Below are 25086 nucleotides of genomic sequence, written 5' to 3'. Positions count from 1 at the left end.
CGCAACATCGGATAGGGTTGTTTTACCGTCGCGCCATCGACTATGGCCGGTCCAGCGATATTTGCAGAGATAGGAAAGCCCGTGCGTATCCTGAAAGAAGCCGTCATCCCTGAACTCCCCAACTATTATCGTGGCAAGGTCCGCGAGAATTACGATCTTCCGGACGGCAACCGGATCATCATCTCTACCGACAGGCTGAGTGCTTTCGACCGTATCCTCACCTGTATTCCCTATAAGGGACAGGTGCTGACCGAAACCGCGCATTACTGGTTCGAAGAAACCAAGGACATCTGCCCCAACCACGTCGTCTCCTATCCCGACCCCAATGTCGTCATCGGCAAGCGGCTCACCATCCTGCCCGTCGAGATCGTCGTTCGCGGTTATCTGGCAGGCACGACCGGCACCTCCATCCTCACTCTCTATAAGAAGGGTGAGCGCAGCATGTATGGCGTGACCTTCCCCGACGGTATGAAAGACAACCAGGAACTGCCAGAGCCGATCATCACGCCCACCAGCAAGGAATTCGATGGCGGACATGACGAGCCGCTGACGCCAGCCGAAATCGTCGAGAAGAAGCTTCTGACCGACGAGCAGTGGCAGACGCTCTCCACCTATGCGCTGGCGCTCTTCAAGCGCGGCCAGGAAGTTGCGGCAAAACGCGGCCTCATTCTGGTCGACACAAAGTATGAGTTTGGCACCGACGAAAACGGCACGATCATTCTGGCCGACGAGATCCACACGCCCGATAGCAGCCGCTACTGGATGGCAGACAGCTATCAGCACGCCTTCGAGACCGGCGCACGCCCGGTCAGCTTCGACAAGGATTTCGTCCGCGCCTGGGTTGCCGAGCGCTGCGATCCCTATAAGGATGAGATTCCGCAAATCCCGGAGGAACTGGTTCTGCAAACGTCTCGTGTCTATATGGAGGCCTATGAGCGCATTACCGGGCAGACCTTCAAGCCCAATAACGAAGAGGCATCACCGCTCGACAGAGTGAGACGGAACCTGGAGCCCTATTTCCCCGGAGCCTGACTGTGACCAAGGTTGCCGATAGCAATTCGAAAAAGATCAGCGAGGCGGTGGTGAAGAAAGCCACCCGCCCGCGGCGTTCCGGCGAGGAAACCCGCCGCGATATTCTGGCAATGACCGACCGGCTGTTCCGTGAGCGGGGCTTCTCGGCCGTCGCCATCGCCGATATCGCCGCGGCACTTGGCATGTCACCGGCCAACGTGTTCAAGCACTTTCATTCCAAGATCGCCTTGGTCGATGCCATCATGCTCCAACGCATCGGTGTGTTCAAAGAGAAGATGCATCTTCTCGACGATACCCACACCCCGCACGATCGGATGCTGACGCTGGTTCGCACGCTGATGCAAAACCATCGCAACGACCTGACCGACAATCCCTATATGATCGACGTCTTCCTGCAGACCTCGAAGCGCGAGCTCTCCTGCGGCGCCCATTACCATCAGGTGCTGACGCAGCAATTCGCCACCATTATCGGCGATGGCATCGAACAGGGTGTCTACCGCGCGGCAGACCCAATCAAGGAAGCCGGGCTCGCATTGACCGTTCTGTCCTGCGTGCTGCATCCTTTGCTGATTTCCCGCGAAGATGTTGGCATTTTGGCAACACGGTGCGAGGATGTGGTTATGCTGATTGACCGTTCGCTGAAATACACTCTTGAAAAGTGACGGTTTTAAATTTACGTCACTTCCAGCATTTTCAGTCTTGCCCTGATTTGACGGTATATGCGCGTCGTCCAGGCCTTTGAACGAGATGAAGTAAAATGCCGCTTTGCACGACACGAGCGGCTGACGTTTTTTTAAAAGATCGATCGACCGCAGCCCTATTCCTTCATACTCCAATATGAGAAAATTGATGACCCGACGCCTTCAAGCCCTTCTAGCAACGGTTCTCATGACAGGCGTCCTTTCGGGCTGCAGCGACAGCGGCGATGGCAAGGATGCCGGCGCCCAGCAGGCAAAGCGCCCGCCCTCGCCCGTCAGCGTCATCACCCTGAAGGAGAGCGAAAGCCCGCTGACCACCGTACTGCCCGGTCGTGCCAGCGCCTATCAGAGCGCCGATATCCGCCCGCGCGTGTCCGGTATCATTCGCGAGATTCCCTATAAGGAAGGCAGCGAGGTCAAGCAGGGCACCGTTCTCTATCAGATCGATGACGATACCTATGGGGCGGAAGTCGCGCAGGCCAAGGCGACCCTTGCCAAGGCGGAAGCGAGCATTCCAGCCGCACAGGCGAACTTCGTCCGCTACGAGCGCCTCGTCAACAGCGGTGCGACGCAGATTGAATTGGAAAATGCCCGAACGACGCTTGCCCAGGCGCAGGCCGATGTGGCGCAGGCACGCGCAGCGCTTGAGACGGCGCAGATCAATCTCGACCTGACCAAGGTGCGCGCGCCATTTGACGGCATCGTCTCCTTCACCAATGTCACCGTCGGCAATGTGGTGACCGCCAACCAGACGACGGCGCTGACGACGCTTCGCCGCATCGACCCCATCTATATCGACCTGATCGAATCGAGCGCAAATCTGCTGCGCCTGCGCGATGCGATCGCAGCCGGCACTATCGGCAGCGGCGAGAAAAAGGCCGGCATCCATCTGACGCTGGAAGACGGCACGGAATACAAGCAGGACGGCAAGATCGACATGTCCGACAAGGCAGTCAGCGAAACCACCGGCACCTTTTCCATCCGCGCGCTTTTCGACAATCCGAACGACCTCATTCTGCCAGGCATGTATGTGCGCGCCACGCTCGCCATCGGTAAGGAAAAGGGCTTCCTTATTCCCCAGAGAGCGGCAACGCGAAATGCCAATGGCGAGCTGACCGCAAAGTTCGTCGGCGCGGAGAACAAGGTGGAAACCCGCACCTTCCCCACCAGCCGTCAGTCCGGCAATGCGTGGCTGGTGACGGAAAACGTCAAGGACGGCGATAAGCTGATCGTCGACGGCTTCCAGTGGATCACCGATGGCGCGACGATTGCGCCTGTCGAAGCGACCATCGACGATCGCGGTATCGTGGTTCCGCAAAAGCAGGCTCAACCTGCTGCGCCTGCCAAGTAAGTCGGCATGACCCCCATGTCCGGCTCAACTGTTCAATTCACATAAGGCGCAGTCCAGATGGCTCATTTCTTTATCAAGCGCCCTGTCTTTGCCTGGGTCATTGCCATCGTCATCATGCTTGGCGGCGTCTTGGCGATCTTCACCCTGTCGATTTCGCAATATCCGGATATCGCCCCGACGACGGTGCGCATCAGCGCCTCCTATAATGGTGCGAGTGCGGAGACCGTGGAAAAATCGGTGACGACCATCATCGAAGACGGAATGACCGGCCTCGACGATCTCACCTATATGACGTCGACGTCCTCCACCGGCAGCGCGACCGTCACACTCACCTTCGGCACCAGCATCATGCCGGATATTGCCCAGGTCCAGGTGCAGAACAAGCTTCAGCTCGTTCAGTCGCAGCTTCCCGATGTGGTGCAGCAGCAGGGCATCGAAGTCAGCCGCTCCACCTCGTCGATCCTGATGGTCGGCGCGCTGATCTCCACCGACGGCAAGCGGACCTCGGCCAATCTGGGCGACGTCTTTTCCACCCGCGTCGAAGACCAGATCAAGCGCCTGGAAGGTGTTGGCAGCATCAACGTCTTCGGCTCCGAATACGCCATGCGTGTGTGGCTCGATCCCTACAAGCTGAACAAGTATCAGTTGACGACCGCCGACGTGACGAGCGCGATCGAAAGCCAGAACACCCAGGTCTCGGTCGGTTCGCTCGGCGCACAGCCCGCGGTCAAGGGCCAGCAGCTGAACGTCACTGTCACGGCGCAAAGCCAGCTGACCACGGTTTCCGATTTCGAATCCATCATCCTTAAGGTCGAAAAGGACGGTGCCACGGTTCGCCTCAGCGATGTGGCGCGCGTGGAAATCGGCCAGGAAAGCTATGGCGGGGATTCCCGCTCCAACGGTCGCCCGTCCGCAGGCTTCGCGGTGAACCTTGCGACTGGCGCGAACGCGCTCGATACTGCAGCCCGCGTCAAGGATGCGCTGACGAGCGTCGCAGGCTCGCTGCCGGAAGGCGTGGTGATCGAATATCCCTATGACACCACACCCTTCGTCAAGCTCTCGATCGAAAAGGTCGTCCACACGCTGATCGAAGCCATCGTGCTGGTCTTCGTCGTTCTGCTCGTCTTCCTGCAGAACCTGCGCGCCACCTTCATTCCGATGATCGCCGTGCCCGTGGTTCTGCTCGGCACCTTCGGCGTGCTGGCACTGACCGGCTATTCGATCAATACGCTCACCATGTTCGCCATGGTGCTTGCCATCGGTCTTCTGGTGGATGACGCGATCGTCGTCGTCGAAAACGTCGAGCGCATCATGTCGGAGGAAGGTCTTTCTCCGGTCGAGGCGACGGAAAAGTCGATGGGCGAAATCACCGGTGCGATCATCGGCATCGCGCTTGTGTTGACAGCCGTCTTCATTCCCATGGCCTTCTTCGGCGGCTCGACAGGCATCATCTACCGTCAGTTCTCCATCACCATCGTTTCGGCAATGCTGCTCTCTGCCGTCGTCGCCATCGTGCTGACGCCGGCGCTCTGCGCCACAATGTTGAAGCCGGTCCATGCCAAGAAGGAACGTGGCCCGGCGGCCTGGTTCAACCGCAATTTCGGCCGCACCACCGATGGCTATGTCGGCAGCATCGGCCATCTGCTGAAGCGCCCGGTTCGCGTCACCATTCTGTTCCTCATCGTGGTTGGCGGTTGCGCCTGGTTCTTTACCCGCCTTCCAAGCTCCTTCCTGCCGCAGGAAGACCAGGGCGTACTGCTAACCATCGTGCAGCTGCCGACAGGCGCCACGACGGAGCGCACCAACGAGGTGGTGAAGCAGGTGGAAAGCTACTTCCGCGAGAAGGAAGCCGCCAATGTCGAATCCGTCTTCGGCGTGCTGGGCTTCAGCTTCGGCGGCTCCGGCCAGAACAACGCCATGGTCTTCACCAAGCTCAAGGACTTCACGGAGCGCACCGCACCGGAAGCACATGCCGCAGCCATCGTGCAGCGCGCCATGGGCACGTTCCTGTCCTTCCGCGATGCGCAGGTCTTCCCGCTTCTTCCTCCCGCGATCCAGGGTCTCGGCACCTCCAGCGGCTTCTCCATGTATCTGGTGGATAGCGGCCGTAACGGCACGACCGCACTGACCAACGCTTCGAAGGAATTGATCCAGCTTGCCAACGGCAATCCGAATATTAGCTCGCTGCGCTCCAACAGCCGCGATGCCGAATCGCAGATGAAGATCGATCTCGACAAGGAGAAGATGGGCGCGATGGGCGTCGATCTCGCCTCGGTCAACCTGATGCTCTCGACGATCTTTGCTGGTCGCGATGTCAACGACTTCACGCTGAATGGCGAATTGAAGCCGGTCTATGTGCAGGGTGACGCGCCCTATCGCATGCAGCCGGACGATCTGAAGCACTGGTATGCCCGCAATGCCAGTGGCGAGATGGTGCCCTTCTCCTCCTTCAGCACAATCAGTTGGCAGAATGCCGCACCGACCCTTGCGCGCTTCAACGGCACGAGCGCCATTTCGCTCGATGGCGCAGCAGGCCCAGGCGTTGCCTCCGGTGATGCGATGAACGAGATGGAACGGCTGACGGCCAGCTTGCCCGGTGGCTACACCGTGGCCTGGCAGGGCATTTCCTACCAGGAACGCCTGTCGGGTTCGCAGGCGCCGCTGCTTTATGCGCTGTCGGTCCTGATCGTCTTCCTCTGCCTGGCAGCCCTTTACGAAAGCTGGTCGATCCCCTTCTCGGTCATTCTGGCCGTGCCGGTGGGTGTTCTGGGTGCGGTCACCGCCGCGCATTTCTTCGGCCAGTCCAACGACGTCTATTTCAAGGTGGGACTGCTGACCACGATCGGTCTTGCAGCCAAGAACGCCATCCTCATTGTCGAGTTTGCAAAGGAGAGGCAGGAACATGGATTGAGCTTGCTCGAGGCAACCTTGGAAGCGGCAAAGCTTCGCCTTCGCCCCATTATCATGACATCGCTCGCCTTCATTCTGGGCGTCGTGCCGCTCGCCATTGCAAGCGGCGCAGGCTCCGCGGCGCAGAATGCGATCGGTATTGGGGTATTGGGTGGTATGCTTTCTGCAACACTGCTCGGAATTTTCTTCGTACCGTCCTTCTTCGTCATTATCAGGCGGCTTTCTAAACGTTAACAACCGTTGAAATATGCTAGCAATGCAAATCGAGGCTGATAGAAGTATGGCAGATTCGAAAGCTGCACCTCCTTCAGCAAACAGCAACGCGACGCTCGCTTCGACTGAGGAGCGCCCAGTGCGCTACACAAACCGGGATAACCATATGCTGTCACTTCGTGCGACCATTCCTCTGACGCTGCTCCTGCTTTCAGGCTGCGTTGTCGGCCCTGACCACAAGGCGCCGGAAACCCAATTGCCAGCCAAGTTCTCCGAAGGCAGCAAGACCAGCAATGGCGACATTGCCACGGTCGCATGGTGGACCGCATTCAATGACAGCCGCCTGAACGGCTATGTTTCGACCGGCCTGTCGCAGAACCTGACCGTTCTGCAGGCGATCGAGCGCATCAACCAGGCCGAATCGAACATCACAGTAGCGGGCGCTGGTTCGCTCCCACAGCTCGGCTCGACCTTCCGTCATGAAACCTCCGGCAGCAAAGGCAGCTTCCCGAGCACCAATGAACGGGTCAGCAACACCACCAGCAACGCCTTCAACGTGTCATGGCTGCTTGACCTCTTCGGTCGTTACCGCCGCGAAAAGGAAAGCGCTGCCGCCTCGCTTGATGCCGCTTATGCAACGGCTGACGTTCAGCGCCTGACGCTGATCTCCTCGGTAGCCTCTGCCTATATCGACGTGCGCTACTACCAGGAGCGTCTTGCGATTGCCCGCCAGAACCTCGGGTCGCGCCGCGAGACGCTGGATCTGACCAAGCTGCAGCTGGAAGCCGGTGCTGCCTCGCGTCTCGATGTCGTCCAGTCCGAAGGTCTGGTCAACTCGACGCTGGCGCAGATGCCGACGCTTGAGACCAACTACCGCCGCGCAGCACACCGCATCGCCACCCTGCTTGGCATGCCGGCTGATTCGCTGGTCGTCGAACTGCAGCGCGGCGCACGCCAGCCTGTTGCCCGCGCCGTTCCGCGCACCGGTATTCCTGCGGATCTGATCCGCAACCGTCCGGACATCCGCGCAGCCGAGCGTCAGCTGGCCGCAGCCGTTGCCAATATCGGTGTTGCCGAAGCGCAGCTCTTCCCAAGCATTACGCTGAGCGGCTCGATCACGCCAAGCTACACCCGCATCAGCGGTGGCGCACGCGGCACGTCCAATGGCTGGGGCTTCGGTCCGACCATCACGCTGCCGATCCTCGACGGCGGTGCCCTGCGCGCAGGCGTCGACATCCAGAAGTCGGTTGCCCGCGAACAGTACCTCGCCTGGAAGTCGACCGTGCTAAGCGCGGTGGAAGAAGTCGAAAACGCCCTGACGGCGCTCAACCGCGACCAGCAGACGGTCAACGCCTACCGCAAGACGGTCGATTCCTACAAGGAAGCCCTCTCGCTTGCGACCGCCAGCTACCGCGACGGCGCCTCCTCGCTGCTCGACGTTCTCGACGCACAGCGCAACGTCTCCGACGCCCAGGCAAACCTCGCAACCGCCGTTCAGCAGGCCGCGCAGGACTACGTGGCGCTCAGCGTCGCACTCGGTGGCGGCTATGCCGTGGGATCGCCAAACTCGGTTGCAGCCGTCAAGGTGGCGTCCAACGTGCCGAAGGGCATGTAAGGACCTCACCATACCGGTGTTTTTGAAATCCCGCGGCCCTGGCTGCGGGATTTTTGTTTGTGCGGGGGCTCAGGTCACGAGGTAGTGTGTGCTTCAGCAGCGCTGGCTGGCGAAGCCTTTGCGGCTCACCCCCCTCTGCCCTGCCGGGCATCTCCCCCTCAAGGGGGGGGAGATCGGCAACGGGCACTCTTTGCATTTCACATCTCACCGCTCACCGCAGTTTGGGGCAAGACGGTGCACCAGTTCGATCTCCCCCCTTGAGGGGGAGATGTCCGGCAGGACAGAGGGGGGGTGCGGTACGTCTCAGCGGGCGACCGAATGAGCCGAAGTGGGGTCACGGAAAGAGAAAACCTTTCCCCAAAAAACAAAAAAAGCCCCGGATCGCTCCGAGGCTTCTCAATCAAAAACGTCCGATCGCGCTTAGTTCTTGGCGCGCTCGACGTAGGAGTTGTCTTCCGTGGCAACGACGACGCGCACACCGGCGTCGATATGCGGCGGGACCATGACGCGGATGCCGTTGGAGAGGATCGCCGGCTTGTAGGAAGAGGATGCCGTCTGGCCCTTGACGACCGGCTCGGTCTCGACGATTTCGAGCGTCACGTGGCGCGGCAGCTCGATGGCGAGCGGCAGGCCTTCGTGGATGGAGAGAACGCAGGTCATGCCTTCCTGAAGGTAGGCCTTCTGGTCGCCCATGGTCTCGGCATCGACGACCACCTGGTCGTAGTTTTCCGGGTTCATGAAGTGGAAGCCTTCGCCATCCTCATAGAGGAACTGGAAGTTCAGGTCTTCGACGAAAGCGCGCTCGACCTGCTCGGTCGTGCGCCAGCGCTCGGATACCTTCACGCCGTCGACGATGCGGCGCATGTCCACCTGGGTCACGGGCGTGCCCTTGCCGGGGTGGAAGTTATTGGCCGTGAGCACGACGTAGAGCTTCCCCTCGACTTCGAGAACATTGCCCTTGCGGACGGATGAGGCGATGACCTTGACCATATGATTTCCTTGTAACTCAATGAAATGCGTCGTAAGGACGGCGCGGCTGCACTGACCCGATGGACGTTTTGTCTGTTTTCTGGGGCGCAACTACCTTAATTCCGGGAGAATTGCCAGCCTTTCAGACACGCGAAGCGAAAACTGTCATATGGTTTTCAAACGGGTGGCGCTGAAACAGACATTCAACCGGTGGATTAGGCAGCGTTGCCACGCACCTTGGTCAAGAGAGACAGCGGACAGACGGGCAGATGAGCACGCGCGCAGACACAACCTCATCCTGGTGGCAGCCGGACGTCCATATGGACCGCCGCCCCTTTCTGATGGGTCGCAACGCCATCCAGCGCGCCTTCCGCGACTTCTTTGCCGATCGCGATTTCATCGAGGTTGATACCGCCACTTTGCAGATTTCGCCCGGCAACGAGGCGCATCTGCATGCTTTTGCCACGACCGGCATTACCACGAGTGGCGAGAACGCGCCCCTTTACCTGCACACATCGCCGGAATTTGCCTGCAAGAAACTGCTGGCCGCCGGTGAAACGCGCATTGCCTGCTTTGCCCATGTCTATCGCAACCGCGAGCGCGGGCCGCTGCACCACCCCGAATTCACCATGCTGGAATGGTACCGCGCAGGCGAGACCTATGAGAGCCTGATGGCCGATAGCGCCGATCTTCTGGCGCTGGCCGCCGAAACGGCAAAGACCAGGCGCTTTGCCTATCGCGGCGGCGAGATGGACCCGTTTCTCGCGCCCGAGCGGCTCAGCGTCGCCGAGGCCTTCCAGCGCTATGCATCAATCGACCTACTGGCAACAGTGTCGGCCAATGGCGAGAACGACCGCGATCATCTGGACCGGCTGGCAAAGGCCTCCGGCATCCGCACGGCGGAGGATGATAGCTGGGCCGATATCTTCAGCCGCATCATCGTCGAGAAGGTCGAGCCTGAACTTGGCTTCGGCCGCGCAACGATCCTGGACGAATATCCGGTCAGCGAAGCAGCCCTTGCCCGGCGCTCGCCGCGCGATGCTCGCGTGGCCGAACGCTTCGAGCTTTACGCCTGCGGCGTGGAGCTTGCCAATGCCTTTGGCGAGTTGACCGATGCCGAAGAGCAGCGTCGCCGATTCGAGATCGAGATGCAGGAAAAGAGCCGCATCTATGGCGAGACCTACCCGATCGATGAAGAGCTTCTGGCAGCGCTGACCATCATGCCGCCAGCCAGCGGCATCGCGCTTGGTTTCGACCGGCTGGTGATGCTGGCAACCGGCGCGCCGAGAATTGACCTCGTCATGTGGGCGCCTGTCGCGGTCTATGGATCATGACGACACGCGCGCTGAAATCGGCTGACGATCTTCACGACGCAGGCCTCATCGACCAGGCGGCACTGGAGCGGGTGCGTCCGGTGGCGGAACGTTATGCCGTGGCGCTGACGGCAAGCGTGGCCAGGCTGATCGATCCAGCCGATCCACAAGACCCGATCGGCCTGCAGTTTATCCCGGATGAGGCCGAGCTTTATCAGACGAACGAGGAACGCGCCGATCCGATCGGCGACGAGGCCCATAGTCCCGTGCCGGGCATCGTCCATCGCTATCCCGACCGGGTGCTGTTGAAGGCCGTACATGTCTGCCCAGTCTATTGCCGCTTCTGCTTCCGCCGTGAAATGGTCGGCCCGCAGGGCAATGGCATGATGAGCCCGGAAGAGCTTACCGTCGCCTTCGACTATATCTCCTCCCGCCCGGAGATCTGGGAAGTTATCCTCACCGGCGGCGATCCGCTGGTCCTCTCACCCCGCCGTCTGCAAACGATCATGGAAGGCTTGAGCGCCATTCCGCATGTGAAGATCGTGCGCTTCCACACCCGCGTGCCGGTGGTCGATCCGCAGAAGATCGATGCCGATCTGATTGCCGCACTCAAGGCCAGCGGCAAGACGACCTATGTGGCGCTGCATTCCAACCATCCGCGCGAGATGACGCACGAAGCGTGCGCCGCCTGCGCAAGACTGGTGGATGCCGGCATTGCCATGGTCAGCCAGACGGTGCTGCTGAAGGGCATCAATGACGATCCGGCCGTGCTGGCAGAGCTGATGCGCAGCTTCGTCGAAAACCGCATCAAGCCCTATTACCTGCATCACCCCGACCTCGCCCCCGGCACCAGCCACTTTCGGCTGAGCATCGAAGAAGGCCAGCGGATCGTGTCGGCCCTGCGCGGTCATGTGTCGGGTCTTTGCCAGCCCACCTACGTGCTGGATATTCCAGGCGGCCATGGAAAAGCCGTCATCGGTCAGAATGCGGCGACGAAACAGGCCGAGGGTTGTTACGCGGTCTCCGATTTCAACGGGAACGATCACCTCTACCCGCCCTCGGCAGATTAAGTTCGGGACGAAATCTGCGGTGTTTCCGGCGCTTTGGCACAACCAAGCCGGATAAACAAAAATTTCACATTTCCGCCCCCGTCCTGTCATCATAAAGAAAAATATTCTACCTATATTGATAATCATTGATTCCGAGGCAATTCCGGGATATCAGTGATTCAACTGGAGAGTGATTCTTCGGTATTCCGGATCAACACGAGCAGAGGAGAGTGTCATGTCGAAATATACGCGTATTGCCGCGCTCCTGGGTCATCGGATCTCGAATGCCGGGCACAAATCCACGTGTTCCCGCTGCTGTCGAATGTGGTGACTTTTTAAGTCCCCCCAAATTTTCAATTCATTCAATTCGACAAAATGCTGTGTAGCCAAGCCACAGCGGGAGTATATAGTATGCAAAAGCAAGTCATTGAATTCGCTGGCGAACCCGTGGGTATCGTCGTACCGGACAACAACCGGCTGAAGTTCATCGCGGTCAAGTTCCATGTCCATGATCTGGACGAGCAGCGCTTCGACAGCGCCGAAGACGTGCGCACCGCCATCCGCAACCTTGTCCGCAATCGCAACGTCGCGGCACTGGTTTGAGCGGTTCCTGCGCCTGCGACCCAACCACCATGCAAAAACGATAAAGGCGATGCCCGTTTGAACTGGCATCGCCTTTTGATTTTGAGCCAGTCATTTTTAAAGCATGTCGCGCAAAAGTGGTCACCGGTTTTGCGGCAACGACATGCGACGAAACAAGGACTTAAAGCGTACGGAGCGAATCTGAAAGATCGCGTCACGCTTTGAGTCACGGCACACGACGCCGAATAAGCTCGTCAGCCACTTCCTCCACCCTAAGCAGCGACACGTCCACCTCCGCACGAGGCTATGGTGAGGTTCAACCTCTCCTGCCGTCATCCTCGGGCTTGACCCGAGGATCCACAGCTTCAAGCGTTTACGGGTGGGGTGATGGATCCTCGGGTCAAGCCCGAGGATGACGACCGAGAGGTTTTGCCCTAGGTCGCAGGACTGTTCCGCCCCTAATTCCAAGACGCTTAAGAGGCGTTAAAAGGCTCGGAAACCAAACGCGCCCATGCTGTGCTTCGCAGAACTTCGAGTCCCGAAAACTCCGACAACCTAACCCGTCTCAAAACGCCGTAAAGGTCAGCGTCGTCAGCGAGCGCACGATGCCCGGAATATTGACGATATTGTCGTTGATGAATTTGCCCACATCGTGCTCCGGCTCCAGATAGATCTTCAACAGCAGATCATATTCGCCGCTGGTGGAATAAAGCTCCGAAACCAGTTCGGTCTTGTAGATGGCGTCCGCAACCTCATAGGTCTTGCCGGGTGCGCATTGGAGCTGAACGAAGATGGGCTTCATGACTGGTCTTCCTCGCCAAAAGGCTGATGTGAGCGCTGCGAGCGGCAGACAGCCGCCGACGCATGGATGGGCCACTATTGGCCGAGGAGGAAGGCTCTTTCAAGCCTGCGCACTCCGGTAACACTACAAGGACAACCTATGATTCCAGTGAATCATCGGCAGCAACCACTTGCGTGAATATGAACATTCCGGGAACATTGGTGACGGCAGCGCTGATTCTCTTGCCGGAGGCCGCGCCGCCGCCACTGCAACCAAGCCAAAGGCGGCTCGATCATGGGATGAATAAAGGATCACTCTTCGGGGTAAATCCGTCAAGCCGCTCTTTGGTGAAACCAAAGAGGAATTTGATGACTACATATCAAATCACTTGCCATAGGCCCGATAACGCCGACAGAGACCGCCGGATGCAAGGAGTTGGCGGGCCTGACGCTGGAGGGTGGTACGGGACTGTCGACGCTGTAATCAGTTTGATTAATAACGGTCACAGTTTTTGGACAGTCGACCAACGAGGAAACTCCGTCTGGGTCATAGTCGCGAAGCGAAATGGCCGCGAATACATTAAAACTCAGTCGGATGATTTAGAGCCAAACAATCTCTTGTCCTTGCCTGTCTGTCCGCAATAACGACTGTACGAGCTTGTCTCCCCCAAGTTTGGGCTTGGGGGAGACACTAGAAGTCATTCTCTACTTCGTTTGGTGCTATTCCCGCCCTGCATGAATTGATGACGATATGTCGATGGTCAGCGCGGATGCGCCGCGTTAGAGTTTTGCCAAAGGGCACTTCACGGCGCCCGATCGCCTGCCCGGCAACGCTGCCTCATGATTGTGGATGCCCCCGATGTATAACGATCCCCGCTCGCATGGCCTTTGGGAAAAGACCGCTCCGCCACCGCCGCAAACGCGCGCGCTGGAAGGGGATGTGACAACGGATGTGGTGATTGTGGGCGGCGGCTTCACCGGCCTTTCGGCAGCTCTTCATCTGGCAGAGCGCGGCATCAAATGCATCGTGCTGGAAGGCAAGGAGATCGGCTTTGGGGGCGCTGGCCGAAATGTCGGCCTCATTAATGGCGGCATGTGGGTGATGCCGAAGGAACTGCCCAATGTGCTGGGCCCGGTCTATGGCGATCGCCTGCTGAATCTTCTGGGCAACGCGCCCTTCCTGGTGCGCGAGATCATCGAGAAGTACGAGATTGCCTGCGAGCTGGAAAAGAACGGCACGCTGCATTGCGCCGTCGGCGAAGCGGGGCTGACCGAGATTCGCGAGCGCTGCGACCAGTGGGCCGCCCGCGGCGCGCCGGTGCGCATCCTGAGCGGCGAGGAAACCGCAAGACGGGTCGGCACGAACGGATACACAGGCGCACTTCTCGATGAACGCGCCGGAACGCTGCAGCCGCTTGCCTATGTGCGCGGACTGGCCAACGCCGCACTGAAGGCAGGCGCCATCATCCACACGGCAAGCCCGGTGCATGCGACGGAAGCGAATGGCGAAGGCTGGACGGTGCGCACCGATCGCGGCTCCGTTTCGGCAGGCTGGATCATCGTGGCCACGGAGGCCTATAGCCAGGGGCCGTGGAAGATCATCCGCGAGGAGCAGGTCTACCTCCCCTATTTCAACTTCGCCACCCGGCCACTGGGCGATAATCTCGCCAAGTCCGTTCTGCCCGGCCGCGAAGGCTGCTGGGACACCAAGGAAATCCTCTCCTCCTTCCGCATGGACAAGGCCGGCCGCCTCGTCTTTGGCAGTGTGGGCGCACTGCGCAACACGGGTGCTAGCGTCCACCGCGCCTGGGCAAAACGCTCGCTCAAACGCCTCTTCCCGCAGCTTGGCGATGTGGAGTTCGAATGCGAATGGTACGGCCAGATCGGCATGACCGACAACGCCGTCCCCCGCTTCCACCGCTTCGCCAAAAACGTCGTGGGCTTCTGCGGCTACAACGGCCGCGGCATCGCGCCGGGCACCACCTTCGGCAAAACACTGGCCGCCCATGTGGCCGGCGAGATCAGCGAAAGCGACCTGCCGCTGCCGGTCTCAGAGCCCAAGGCGCAGAGTTTCAGGACGCTGAAGGAGGCCTATTATGAGGCGGGGGCGCAGGTGGCGCATTTTGCGGGGGAGAGGTTTTAGAATCTCATGCTGTTGAAAGTTTCGACGCAACACTGCGCGCGCAGTCTAACTCACATCATCCACCGGGGTCTAATGCGCGCCTTCGAACGCATGATGCGCATGATACAGTTTGCCGTTTAGGTCATAAAATGAAACGAGATAGAGGGGATAGGAAACCTATCCCCCCAGATCTTGTTCATTCTCAGTTAGAAACGAGAATGGGCCAAGCCTTGAGGCCATAAGCACGAGCCCACAAAACCTTACCGGTCTTGGGGCACTTCCGCCACGGGCGGAAGATGTACTTCTGACCCGGAGGCGGTGGGGGCAAAACAGTTCCTGCAGCCATCACCAGCTCCTAAGGGGCGCTGTTTACCTTGACACAAGCTTTGTTCGCTACTATTTGGAATTGCGACACTCCGTAGCACAAGCTTGTGTTTCGGCTTCCGCTCGGCTAGCCCCTTTGCAAGCCCGAGTTGGAAATTATCGAGAGAGAGACTTGGCAGCAACCAAGTCTCTTTTTCACATCAAGCCCTTACCTCTAAGAAACTTAATGCGGTTCCTGGCTGCTTCGTCAGAAACTCCGAATTTGGTACATATTTCGGAGCGGCTGATGTCTTTAGGCATGAGGTGTCTAGGCATCAGGAACTCTGCCGCGAATTGGTTCGCTTGTGGTTCGCTCATCAGGAAGGCCTTGATCGATCCGTCGTTTACGGCGCGCGCTAATGGAATACCGGTATGTAGGAATAGATGCCCGATCTCATGGGCGACGGTGAAGCGAGCTCGACCATCACCTTTCACGGCGGCGTCGTACACATCCTCATGAATGATGATGAATTCGCCATTTGGATCAGTTAGCCCCTCGGCTCCTGACATATCTCGGTCCTCTCCTATCTCAAGCCGAACAAAGTTCAGCTGGTTATCGAGTACCTTCTCCAAAATATCGATCACTGGCATATATGGGGTGTTCTCAAGGCCAAGATTGCGCCGAAAACCGTCTGCAATTGTCCCAATTGAATCCCATGATCGAGGCGGCACGACAAAGTTCTGACTACTCATTTACCTTTCCTCTATTTAAGATAAGTCGGATTTCCTCCAGATCAGACGATGAGAGATCGTTTAATCGGCGAGCCATAAGACCGGCAGTGTCTCTGCCCAGAGCATTATTCGGCTCTAAAATAAACGCTTTCCTTGAACGATCAGCGGCTATTCTAATTTTGTTGGCCGCCTCAGCCGCAAGTTGGTAAACCTTGATGACAGCTTCCTCGAAACCGGACGGAGGAGATTTTTTCCCAGTCTCGATTGAGGAAATGAAGGCAGCCGACTTATTGAGTTTGCCAGCCATCTCAATCATCTTCTCGTCGTGATCTATACGAATTCTGCGCAGTTCCTTTCCGAGTTCGGTTAGCATCTTGTGTTCCTTCTCGTCGGTACAGGGTGAACGATAACTCCCTGAGCCGATATTCTCACAGCTGAGAAAATTTGCAACTCATTTCGTGAACCAATTTTACCTGTTGGGTTAAATTTATAACTGATTCCCGCGGGAGAGTCGAATCTGTTGCAATGAGGGACAAAGCACGTGGCACGATATGCCATGCCCATCCCTCCGCTGCTCCGAACACATCGCTATATCCTTGCAAACATAACCCTCATCCATTACCACCGATATATCCAATCAGATATTTCGCTCGAGGGCCGCCATGACACTCCACCGCCGCATCATTCTGAAAACCGCCGCATGGGCCATCGCCGCCGGGTGCCTCGCGGCACCCGTCCTTTCCTCGCCGGCACTGGCCGCCGAGAAGGTCACCGTCTTTGCTGCGGCCAGCATGAAGAATGCGCTGGATGCGGCGAATGCCGAGTTCGCCAAGGAGAGCGGCGATGAGGTGGTGGTGTCCTATGCAGCGAGTTCGGCGCTGGCGAAGCAGGTGGAGGCGGGTGCGCCGGCGGATGTTTTCATCTCGGCGGATCTGGCCTGGATGGATTATCTGGCGGGCAAGGGGCTGATCAGGCAAGACACGCGGAGCAATCTTCTGGGCAACCGCCTCGTTCTGGTTGCGCCTGCGGCAAGTGCAAAGCCGGTGGAGATCAAGCCGGGGTTTGATCTTTCGGCTCTCGTCGGCAATGGCAAGCTTGCCATGGGGGCGGTGGATTCCGTGCCGGCGGGCAAATATGGCAAGGCGGCGCTGGAGAAACTTGGGGTCTGGTCCGCGGTTTCCGCCAAGGTGGCGGGGGCGGAAAGTGTGCGCGCAGCGCTGCTTCTGGTCTCGCGCGGGGAAGCGCCCTATGGCATCGTCTACCAGACGGATGCGGCGGCTGATCCCGGCGTGAAGATCGTCGGCACCTTTCCGGAAGATTCGCATCCGCCGATCATCTATCCCGTCGCGATGCTGAAGGATGCCAAAAGCCCGGCAGCGGCGGCCTATTTGGAATTTCTGAAATCGGCCAAGGCAGCACCCTTCTTCGGGGCCCAGGGCTTTACGGTTCTGAAGTAAGGGAGAGGCGCATGGTCCGAAACGGCGCGACGGGCTGTCAGAGCCGCATCATCGCGTCGGCTCTGATCGCGTTTGCGTGGAAACGCTGCTCGTCTTTGGCTAGAAGCGTGTCGTGATCTTTCAGATTCGCTGCCTAAGCTCCAGGTCCTTGTTTTGTCGCATGTCATGATTGCAAAACCGCTGCACAGTCTTGCGTGAACCATGCTTCAGAACGGGTATCGGAACAAATCCTTAAAGCAAATCGCGCAAAGTTGCTCAGCGGTTTGCAAGAACGATAGGCGGTCGGATCGGAAGCGCCCGTGTCGCAAAAGTGGGGGGCGGTGTTGCGCGCCCCGGCGCCTAAAGCATGTCCGCAAAAGTGTGCAGCGGTTTTGCGACAACGACATGCGACAAAACAAAGACCTAAAGCGTAAGGAGCGACTCTGAAAGATCGTGACGCGCTTTAAAAACAGGAATGGCAGTTTGGACTGGTTATCGCTGAGTGCGGAAGAATGGACGGCGATACGGTTGAGCCTGTGGGTCTCGACCGTTGCCATGCTGGCAAGCCTTCCCTTTGGCATTCTGATTGCGCTGGCGCTGGCGCGTGGGCGGTTCTTCGGCAAGTCGCTGCTGAACGGCATCGTGCACCTGCCGCTGATCCTGCCGCCGGTCGTCACCGGCTTTCTGCTTTTGATCCTTTTTGGCCGCAAGGGGGTGATCGGCGCGTTTCTCGATCAGCATTTCGGCATCGTCTTTTCCTTCCGCTGGACGGGTGCGGCCCTTGCCTGCGCCATCATGGCCTTTCCACTGATGGTGCGCTCCATCCGCCTGTCGATCGAGGCGGTGGATCGCAAGCTGGAGGAAGCGGCGGGAACGCTGGGGGCAAGCCCGCTCTGGGTGTTCCTGACGGTGACGCTGCCGCTCACCCTTCCCGGCATCATTGCCGGCATGATCCTCGCCTTTGCCAAGGCGATGGGCGAGTTTGGCGCGACCATCACCTTCGTCTCCAACATTCCCGGCGAAACGCAAACCCTCTCTGCCGCGATCTATAGTCTCACCCAGGTGCCGGGCGGGGATGCGGGTGCCATGCGCCTGACGCTGGTGGCGATCGTTATTTCCATGGTGGCGCTGCTGGCATCGGAATTTCTCGCCCGCTTGGTCAGCAGAAGGGTGGCCGGGCAATGACGCTGTCCTTCTCCGCCCGCCACAGGCTGGGCAGCTTCACCCTGGATGCAGCCTTTACCGCAGACAAAGGCGTGACCGCGCTTTTCGGTCGCTCCGGCTCCGGCAAGACCTCGGTGATGCGCATCATTGCCGGGCTGACGAAGCCGGATGAAGGGCGGATCGAACTGGATGGCACGGTGCTGGCCGATCGGCAAAAACGCATCTTCACGCCCGCGCATAAAAGGCGCTTCGGCTATGTGTTTCAGGAAGCGAGGCTTTTTCCGCATTTGAGCGTGGAGCAGAACCTGCATTATGGCCGCTGGTTTTCTGGTGCCAGTGCGGATGCGGCCGCCTCCTTACGCGTCATTGAGATGCTCGGCATCGGCGCGCTGTTGCAGCGGCGGCCGGAAAAGCTCTCCGGTGGCGAAAAGCAGCGTGTGGCGATTGGCCGAGCGCTCCTCTCCTCCCCCCGCCTGCTGTTGATGGACGAGCCGCTGGCCGCCCTAGATGAGGCGCGCAAGGCCGAGATCATCCCCTATCTGGAGCGGCTGCGCGACGAGACGACCATCCCGATCCTTTATGTCAGCCACTCGGTCAGCGAAGTTTCGCGCCTGGCAGACCATGTGGTGGTGATGAAGGATGGCCGGATCGATGCCGCTGGCCCGGCCTCGGACATCCTCTCCCAGCCCGCCTTCAGCACCTATCTGGAGCGGCGCGAAGCAGGCAGCATTCTCTCCGGCACGGTGGAGGCCTTCGATGCCGCCCACCGGCTCGCGACCGTTCGGCTGGGTCAAACCGCACTTCAGGTGCCCGCGCAAACCGCAGAGCCCGGCAGGGCGGTGCGCGTGCATATTCCGGCACGAGACGTGATGCTGGCAACGGTGCGACCGGAGGGTTTGAGCGCGCTCAACATTGTCGAAGGCCACGTGACAGGCATGGCGCTTGGCGATGGGATGGCGCTGGTGCAGGTGGCGTGCAGCGGCACCCTCATCCAGTCGCGGGTAACGAGCCTTTCCATCGAGCGGCTGTCGCTCAAAGCCGGAAGCCCGGTCTTCGCCATTGTCAAATCGGCGGCACTTGACCCTTATTGAATGGGCCCTATTGAGAGGGCGCATCCTGAGCCTTGCGATCGTCGGCTGCGCGGTTGGCGTCCAGCCAGTCGAGATCGGCCTGCAGCGTCTCGCGCATCCGCGCTTCCATGCCGCGAAAGCGCGCCAGCAGCTCTTCGCCAAAAGGCGTCAGCCCCGCACCGCCACCCTGCTTGCCGCCGCGCTGCGATTCGATCACTGGCTCTTTGAACATGTGGTTCAGCGCATCCACCAGCAGCCAGGCACGGCGATAGGACATGTCCATGGCGCGTCCGGCCGCAGAGATGGAGCCGGTGGCGGCGATATGCTCCATCAGCTCGATCTTGCCGCGTCCAAGCCGCTCGTTAGGCGGAAAATCCACCCGCAGCACGAGTTTGAGAGGCGGGCGCGATGGCGTGTCGCTCATGGCTGCGCGGCTCCGAAGCGATCCCGCCAGGATGGTTGCGCGCCCTCATGCGGAAGCGCGCTCGCCTCGAACACGCCGCGGGCAATGGCACGCGCCATGACCAGCGTGGCGAGATGGCAAAGTTCGGCAAAATCCGTGGGCTGCGTGAGCGCTTTTTTGCCCGTCGCTGCGGCAAACATCGTGTCGCCATCGCTGGACAGATGCGAAGGCAGCACGGCGCGCGCAAGCCCGTCATGCGCCATAATCGAAAGCCGATGCGCCTGCGCCTTGGTGATCACCGCATCCGTGACCACCGCGCCAATAGTTGTGGCCGTCAGCGTCACGCCCTTGATGCGCAGCGCCGTATCGGCCTCAGTGAACTGTGCTGGTAAGCCAAGCCCGCCAAATTCGCCATTGCGTTCGAAGGGGGCAGACCAGAAGTTTTTCGTCGTGCCAACCGTTGCCGAGCCCAGGGCATTGACCGCGACGATCGCGGCAATCGTGATACCGGTGGAGGTCTTGGCACTGGCAGAGCCCAGCCCGCCTTTCACGGTCGCGGTCGTGGCACCCGTTCCAGCGCCCACGGTGCCGAGCGCAAAGGGTTCCCGCGTGGCAGCCTTGAACGCCTCGTACCCCATGTCGCGATAGGGCGAATGCAGCCCCCAATCCTTGTTGCCGCCATTCAAGAGATCCATCAGGATCGCCTGCGGCACGATCGGCACGCGGGTATTGCCCACCGGAAAACCGCGCCCGGCTTGGCGCAACCCCGCCTGCACCCCACCCGCTGCATCGAGCCCAAAGGCCGATCCGCCGGAAAGCACAAAGGCATCCACCGCCTCCACCGTCATGGATGGATCAAGAAGCGCCGTATCGCGCCCACCCGGCGCGCCACCCAGAACCGAGCCGGAGGCAATCGCCGGTTCATCGAAAACGATGGCCGTCACGCCGGAGCCGAGCGTAAGATCGGTGGCATGGCCCACCGCAACACCGTCAATATCGGTCAGCAGATTATGCAAGGGCGGCATTCCTTTTGTTGTCGTGCCGGTATCCCGCTGTGAGGATGTGTTGTCAATTGCAGGATAGTCACTGTTGCCGGGGGTCAGCCTCACCCACCCTCATTCCTGTGCTTGTCACAGGAATCCAGTCAGACCAAGTCTTTGGTTTGAAAGGGCCTTTCTCGTCGCGCAGACGCGCGACTGCTAGATTCCTGTGACAAGCACAGGAATGAGGGAAGGAGGATATCCCCGCCGTCACCACTCTTCGGCTCTTTCAGTGTCCGGCGAGACGGACCGCACCCCCCTCTGTCCTGCCGGACATCTCCCCCTCAAGGGGGGAGATCGAACCGTTGCACCGTCTCGCCCCTTGAGGGGGAGATAGGACATGCGAAGATAGCCCCTGGCCGATCTCCCCCCTTGAGGGGGAGATGCCCGGCAGGGCAGAGGGGGGGCGGCAAATCCAGACCAGACATTCAAACCGGACAGCAGTGGATCAAGTCCGGGAGGACGGGGAATGCGCTCACCCTAAAAATAGCCTCACGAAAACACCGCCGTCCCGATCACCGGCGTCGACGGCACCGCCATGTCGCGGGGCTCGAGCATGCCGGAAAGATAGGCCTCACGCCCTGCCGTCACGGCTTTCGCAAAGGCGCCCGCCATGATCACCGGGTTGCCGGCACCGGCGACGGCCGTGTTGAGCAGCACTGCATCATAGCCAAGCTCCATCACCGTTGCCGCATGCGAGGGGCGGCCAAGGCCGGCGTCGACGATCATCGGCACATCGGGAAAATGCGCCCGCATGGATTTGAGCGCGGCGAGGTTCAGGGGCCCCATGGCGCTGCCGATCGGTGCGCACCAGGGCATCAGCACCTTGCAGCCCGCATCGATCAGTCTTTCCGCGACCACCAGATCGTCGGTCGTATAGGGGAAAACCTCGAAACCCTCGTCTGCGAGAATTCGCGCCGCCTCCACCAGCGCGAAGACATCCGGCTGGAGTGTGTCGTGATGGCCGATCACCTCCAGCTTGATCCAGTTGGTCTTGAACACCTCCCTCGCCATCTTTGCCGTCAGCACCGCTTCCTTGGCGGTATGGCAGCCCGCCGTATTGGGCAGGATGAGGCGGTCGAGTTCGCGGATCATCTCGAAGAACTGCCCGCCCTTTTTGCCGCCTGCCGTTTCACGCCGCAGCGAAATGGTCAGAATGTCGGTCCTGCTGGCGCGAACGGCATCCGCCAGAACGGCGGGCGACGGATAGCGCGCAGTACCCAGCAGCAGCCGTGAGCTGACATCGCGATCATACAATCGAAACATGGTTCATCCTCCCTGCATCGGGGAAAGGATTTCGATCCGGTCGGAATCCTTTAAGTGAAACTGCGGGCGATCCTGCGCATGCACGAGATCGCCATTGACGGCTGTGGCTAGCCAGTCGCCCTCGTAATCGAGCGCCGAGAGCAGTTCAGACAGCGTGGTGGCGGAAAGATCATGCACTTCGCCGTTGACGTGAATCCGCATGGGATACCTCCTTGTGGTCTAAAATGTCGGCAGCCTGCCGCGCCATGGCTGGCGAAAGCAGGAAGCCGTGCCGGTGCGCGCCATTGATTGAGAGCCTCTTGCCATCCTCAACGATGCGCGGAAGATTGTCAGGAAAGGCAGGCCTGATGCCGGTTCCGGTTTCGATGATCTGCGCCTCGCCAAAGGACGGATGCAGCGCGTAAGCGGCGTTCAGGAACTCCATCATCGAGCGGGCAGAAATCGGCCCCGCCTCCTCCGTCTCGATCATCGTCGCGCCCACCATGAAGCGCCCCGGCTCACGCGGGACGATGTAGAGCGGAATGCGCGGATGGAGGAGCCGTACCGGGCGCGACAGCGAAACCTCATGCGTGGCGAGATAGAGCATTTCACCGCGCACGCCCCGAAGTCCTGAGAGCGATCCGACCCGCGCATGGCCGGTGCAATCGACGATGCGATCGAAGCCGCCTTCATCGGGTGGCCCTCCGCCCAGATGGAAGGCGACGCCGCTTGCCACAAGACGCTGGTGCAGCGCCGCCATCGCCAGTCTCGGGTCAAGATGGCCCTCGCCCTCGAAGAACAGCCCATGGCGAAAACGCCCGGCAAGGTCCGGCTCGAGTGCTGCAATCTCATCCTCATCCACCAGCCGGTAGCCGCTGGTGCGGGAGGCAAAGCGGGTGAGTTCCGCCTTGTCCCGTGCGGGTGCGACCACCAGGGTGCCATGGCGTGTGACGAGGCCGGGTGCGGCCTCCTCCCACCAGTCGAGTGCAGTTTGGCCGAGATCGAGCACCGCCTGCTCGGCGCTCTCCCTTTCGCACCAGGGCGCCAGCATGCCGCCGGCAAACCAGGATGCGCCGTGGCCGATCTGCGGCGCGGTATCGAACACCGTCACCGCACATCCGCGCCGCGTCAGCTCAAGAGCAGCCGTCAGACCGGCAACGCCTGCGCCTTTGATCAGGATGCGCATCTCATTCACCGGCCACGGGCTTTTCCAGCGGCATGTAGAGATCGCCACCCTGACGGAATTTTTCCGCCATCGCCTCCAGCCCCTCCTTCTGGGCTTCGGCGCGGATATCATGGGAAATGCGCATGGAGCAGAATTTCGGCCCGCACATGGAGCAGAAATGCGCGACCTTGTGCGCTTCCTTCGGCAGCGTCTCATCGTGATAGGAGCGTGCCGTTTCCGGATCGAGCGACAGGTTGAACTGGTCTTCCCAACGGAATTCGAAGCGGGCGCGAGACAACGCATCGTCCCGCAACTGCGCCGCCGGATGCCCCTTGGCGAGATCGGCGGCGTGCGCCGCGATCTTGTAGGTGATGACCCCGACCTTCACGTCGTTGCGATCGGGCAGGCCCAGATGCTCCTTCGGCGTGACATAGCAGAGCATCGCCGTGCCGAACCAGCCGATCATCGCCGCACCGATGCCCGACGTGATGTGGTCGTAACCGGGTGCGATATCGGTCGTCAGCGGTCCAAGCGTGTAGAAGGGCGCCTCGCCGCAGGTCTTCAACTGCTTGTCCATGTTTTCCTTGATCTTGTGCATCGGCACATGGCCGGGGCCTTCGATCATCACCTGGCAATCCTTGGCCCAGGCGATCTGCGTCAACTCGCCCAGCGTCTCCAGCTCGGCAAATTGCGCGGCATCGTTGGCGTCGGCAATCGAGCCCGGGCGCAGGCCATCCCCCAGTGAAAACGACACGTCGTAGGCGCGACAAATGTCGCAGATCTCGTCGAAATGCTCGTAGAGGAAGCTTTCCTTGTGGTGATGCAGACACCACTTGGCCATGATCGACCCGCCGCGCGAGACGATGCCGGTGACGCGATTGACGGTCAACGGAATGTAATGCAGGCGGACGCCGGCATGGATGGTGAAATAATCCACGCCCTGCTCGGCCTGCTCGATCAGCGTATCGCGAAACACCTCCCAGGTCAGATCCTCGGCAATGCCGTTGACCTTCTCCAGCGCCTGGTAAAGCGGCACCGTGCCGATCGGCACCGGCGAATTGCGGATGATCCATTCGCGGATATTGTGAATGTTGCGCCCGGTGGAGAGATCCATCACCGTATCGGCACCCCAGCGCGTGGCCCAGACCATCTTCTCCACCTCTTCCGCCATGGAGGAGGTGACGGCGGAATTGCCGATATTGGCGTTGATCTTCACCAGAAAATTCCGCCCGATGATCATCGGCTCGGCTTCCGGATGGTTGATGTTGGAGGGGATGATGGCGCGACCAGAAGCCACTTCCTGGCGGACGAATTCCGGCGTCACATGATCTGGAATATGCGCGCCGAAGCTTTCGCCATCGCGCACAAGCTTCTCCTGCGCCGCCTCGCGTCCGAGGTTTTCGCGGATGGCGATATACTCCATCTCCGGCGTGATGATGCCCGCCCGCGCATAGGCCAGCTGGGTGACGGCTTTGCCCGCCTTGGCGCGCAGCGGCTGGTTGCGCACGGGAAATTCCGGCGTCAGTCGCTCGCCGGTGGCAAAGCCATTGTCTTCCGGCTTCACATGCCGGCCCTCATAGGCTTCGACATCGCCACGCGCCAGAACCCATTCCTGGCGATGACGCGGCAGACCGGCATCGATGTTCACAAGATGTGTCGGATCGGTATAGGGACCGGAGGCATCATAGACGGTCACCGGCGGCTCGCCGGCGGTGGGATGGACCGCAATTTCGCGCATCGGCACGCGGATATGCGGGTGAAGAACGCCCGGCTTGTGCACCTTGGTGGAGGCGGGCAACGGACCGGTGGTAACGGTTGGGGTAAGATTTTTAGCGGCAATGTTCATCGTGAGGCTCCAAAGCAAAACAGTGGAGACCCAGTTCGAGCATGAAGA

General features: G+C 60.0%; 23 protein-coding genes. 13 read left to right on the top strand and 10 right to left on the bottom strand.

Annotated features, from left to right (window positions below; all coding sequences use genetic code 11):
* Window positions 1–81: 81 nt before the first annotated feature.
* The 5 genes from AC07U5_RS02540 to AC07U5_RS02520 all read left to right on the top strand — a co-directional run bounded on the left by AC07U5_RS02540 (window position 82) and on the right by AC07U5_RS02520 (window position 7819).
* Window positions 82–1032 (top strand): phosphoribosylaminoimidazolesuccinocarboxamide synthase, encoded by a 951-nt coding sequence (locus AC07U5_RS02540; RefSeq protein ID WP_494722206.1) that lies wholly within the window; start codon window positions 82–84, stop codon window positions 1030–1032.
* 2 nt (window positions 1033–1034) lie between these two features.
* Complete coding sequence (locus AC07U5_RS02535) at window positions 1035–1694, top strand: TetR family transcriptional regulator (RefSeq protein WP_494722205.1); 660 nt, start codon at window positions 1035–1037, stop codon at window positions 1692–1694.
* 187 nt (window positions 1695–1881) lie between these two features.
* A complete protein-coding gene (locus tag AC07U5_RS02530; RefSeq protein ID WP_062444253.1) occupies window positions 1882–3081 on the top strand; it encodes an efflux RND transporter periplasmic adaptor subunit in 1200 nt (399 codons plus the stop codon).
* Between the two features lie 57 nt (window positions 3082–3138).
* On the top strand, window positions 3139–6225 hold the full coding sequence (locus AC07U5_RS02525; RefSeq protein WP_062424818.1) for an efflux RND transporter permease subunit: 3087 nt from the start codon (window positions 3139–3141) through the stop codon (window positions 6223–6225).
* A gap of 145 nt (window positions 6226–6370) precedes the next feature.
* A complete protein-coding gene (locus AC07U5_RS02520; RefSeq protein WP_111851104.1) occupies window positions 6371–7819 on the top strand; it encodes an efflux transporter outer membrane subunit in 1449 nt (482 codons plus the stop codon).
* 420 nt (window positions 7820–8239) lie between these two features.
* On the opposite strand, the gene efp is transcribed toward AC07U5_RS02520, so the two are convergent.
* Window positions 8240–8809 carry an elongation factor P gene (efp, locus tag AC07U5_RS02515; RefSeq protein ID WP_062424820.1) on the bottom strand — a complete coding sequence of 190 codons (570 nt, stop codon included), beginning with the start codon at window positions 8807–8809 and terminating at the stop codon, window positions 8240–8242.
* 248 nt (window positions 8810–9057) lie between these two features.
* Between efp and epmA the strand changes: the two genes are divergently transcribed.
* From epmA to AC07U5_RS02500, 3 genes are all read left to right on the top strand, one after another.
* A complete protein-coding gene (epmA, locus tag AC07U5_RS02510) occupies window positions 9058–10122 on the top strand; it encodes an EF-P lysine aminoacylase EpmA (RefSeq protein ID WP_494722204.1) in 1065 nt (354 codons plus the stop codon).
* Window positions 10119–11171, top strand: a complete 1053-nt coding sequence (locus AC07U5_RS02505) for a lysine-2,3-aminomutase-like protein (protein WP_494722203.1) — start codon at window positions 10119–10121, stop codon at window positions 11169–11171. Before epmA ends, AC07U5_RS02505 begins: the two co-directional genes overlap by 4 nt.
* A 390-nt stretch (window positions 11172–11561) precedes the next feature.
* The gene (locus AC07U5_RS02500; RefSeq protein ID WP_062424822.1) at window positions 11562–11753 is read left to right on the top strand and encodes a hypothetical protein; all 192 of its coding nucleotides are present in this window, start codon (window positions 11562–11564) and stop codon (window positions 11751–11753) included.
* Window positions 11754–12297: 544 nt separating this feature from the next.
* On the opposite strand, the gene AC07U5_RS02495 is transcribed toward AC07U5_RS02500, so the two are convergent.
* The gene (locus AC07U5_RS02495; protein ID WP_062424823.1) at window positions 12298–12534 is read right to left on the bottom strand and encodes an Lrp/AsnC family transcriptional regulator; all 237 of its coding nucleotides are present in this window, start codon (window positions 12532–12534) and stop codon (window positions 12298–12300) included.
* A 62-nt stretch (window positions 12535–12596) separates the two neighbouring features.
* On the opposite strand from AC07U5_RS02495, the gene AC07U5_RS02490 reads away from it, so the two are divergent.
* Window positions 12597–13157 (top strand): DUF3892 domain-containing protein, encoded by a 561-nt coding sequence (locus AC07U5_RS02490; protein WP_494722202.1) that lies wholly within the window; start codon window positions 12597–12599, stop codon window positions 13155–13157.
* A 214-nt stretch (window positions 13158–13371) separates the two neighbouring features.
* Window positions 13372–14655, top strand: a complete 1284-nt coding sequence (locus AC07U5_RS02485; protein ID WP_494722201.1) for an NAD(P)/FAD-dependent oxidoreductase — start codon at window positions 13372–13374, stop codon at window positions 14653–14655.
* A 498-nt stretch (window positions 14656–15153) separates the two neighbouring features.
* On the opposite strand, the gene AC07U5_RS02480 is transcribed toward AC07U5_RS02485, so the two are convergent.
* Complete coding sequence (locus tag AC07U5_RS02480) at window positions 15154–15690, bottom strand: ImmA/IrrE family metallo-endopeptidase (RefSeq protein WP_494722200.1); 537 nt, start codon at window positions 15688–15690, stop codon at window positions 15154–15156.
* On the bottom strand, window positions 15683–16042 hold the full coding sequence (locus AC07U5_RS02475; RefSeq protein WP_494722199.1) for an XRE family transcriptional regulator: 360 nt from the start codon (window positions 16040–16042) through the stop codon (window positions 15683–15685). The genes AC07U5_RS02480 and AC07U5_RS02475 overlap by 8 nt, the downstream gene beginning before the upstream one ends.
* Before the next feature lie 289 nt (window positions 16043–16331).
* Between AC07U5_RS02475 and modA the strand changes: the two genes are divergently transcribed.
* From modA to modC, 3 genes are all read left to right on the top strand, one after another.
* Complete coding sequence (gene modA / locus AC07U5_RS02470) at window positions 16332–17126, top strand: molybdate ABC transporter substrate-binding protein (RefSeq protein ID WP_494722198.1); 795 nt, start codon at window positions 16332–16334, stop codon at window positions 17124–17126.
* A gap of 462 nt (window positions 17127–17588) precedes the next feature.
* Window positions 17589–18290, top strand: coding sequence for a molybdate ABC transporter permease subunit (gene modB, locus AC07U5_RS02465; protein ID WP_494722197.1), 702 nt, complete (start codon window positions 17589–17591; stop codon window positions 18288–18290).
* Window positions 18287–19360 (top strand): molybdenum ABC transporter ATP-binding protein, encoded by a 1074-nt coding sequence (gene modC, locus AC07U5_RS02460; protein ID WP_494722196.1) that lies wholly within the window; start codon window positions 18287–18289, stop codon window positions 19358–19360. Before modB ends, modC begins: the two co-directional genes overlap by 4 nt.
* Window positions 19361–19367: 7 nt before the next feature.
* On the opposite strand, the gene AC07U5_RS02455 is transcribed toward modC, so the two are convergent.
* The 6 genes from AC07U5_RS02455 to thiC all read right to left on the bottom strand — a co-directional run bounded on the left by AC07U5_RS02455 (window position 19368) and on the right by thiC (window position 25038).
* Window positions 19368–19763, bottom strand: coding sequence for a winged helix-turn-helix domain-containing protein (locus AC07U5_RS02455; protein ID WP_494722195.1), 396 nt, complete (start codon window positions 19761–19763; stop codon window positions 19368–19370).
* The gene (locus AC07U5_RS02450; RefSeq protein WP_494723243.1) at window positions 19760–20767 is read right to left on the bottom strand and encodes a P1 family peptidase; all 1008 of its coding nucleotides are present in this window, start codon (window positions 20765–20767) and stop codon (window positions 19760–19762) included. Before AC07U5_RS02450 ends, AC07U5_RS02455 begins: the two co-directional genes overlap by 4 nt.
* A 507-nt stretch (window positions 20768–21274) precedes the next feature.
* Complete coding sequence (locus AC07U5_RS02445) at window positions 21275–22048, bottom strand: thiazole synthase (RefSeq protein WP_111848408.1); 774 nt, start codon at window positions 22046–22048, stop codon at window positions 21275–21277.
* A 3-nt stretch (window positions 22049–22051) separates the two neighbouring features.
* Window positions 22052–22249 carry a sulfur carrier protein ThiS gene (gene thiS / locus AC07U5_RS02440; protein WP_494722194.1) on the bottom strand — a complete coding sequence of 66 codons (198 nt, stop codon included), beginning with the start codon at window positions 22247–22249 and terminating at the stop codon, window positions 22052–22054.
* Window positions 22218–23213, bottom strand: coding sequence for a glycine oxidase ThiO (gene thiO, locus AC07U5_RS02435; protein ID WP_494722193.1), 996 nt, complete (start codon window positions 23211–23213; stop codon window positions 22218–22220). Before thiO ends, thiS begins: the two co-directional genes overlap by 32 nt.
* 1 nt (window position 23214) lies before the next feature.
* Window positions 23215–25038, bottom strand: coding sequence for a phosphomethylpyrimidine synthase ThiC (gene thiC / locus AC07U5_RS02430; RefSeq protein ID WP_494722192.1), 1824 nt, complete (start codon window positions 25036–25038; stop codon window positions 23215–23217).
* Window positions 25039–25086 lie beyond the last annotated feature (48 nt).

The organism is Agrobacterium sp. GW821-FHT02D03 (genome assembly GCF_059421725.1).
Note: the sequence above shows the minus strand (reverse complement) of the source record. Positions and strands in the feature narration are given on the sequence as shown.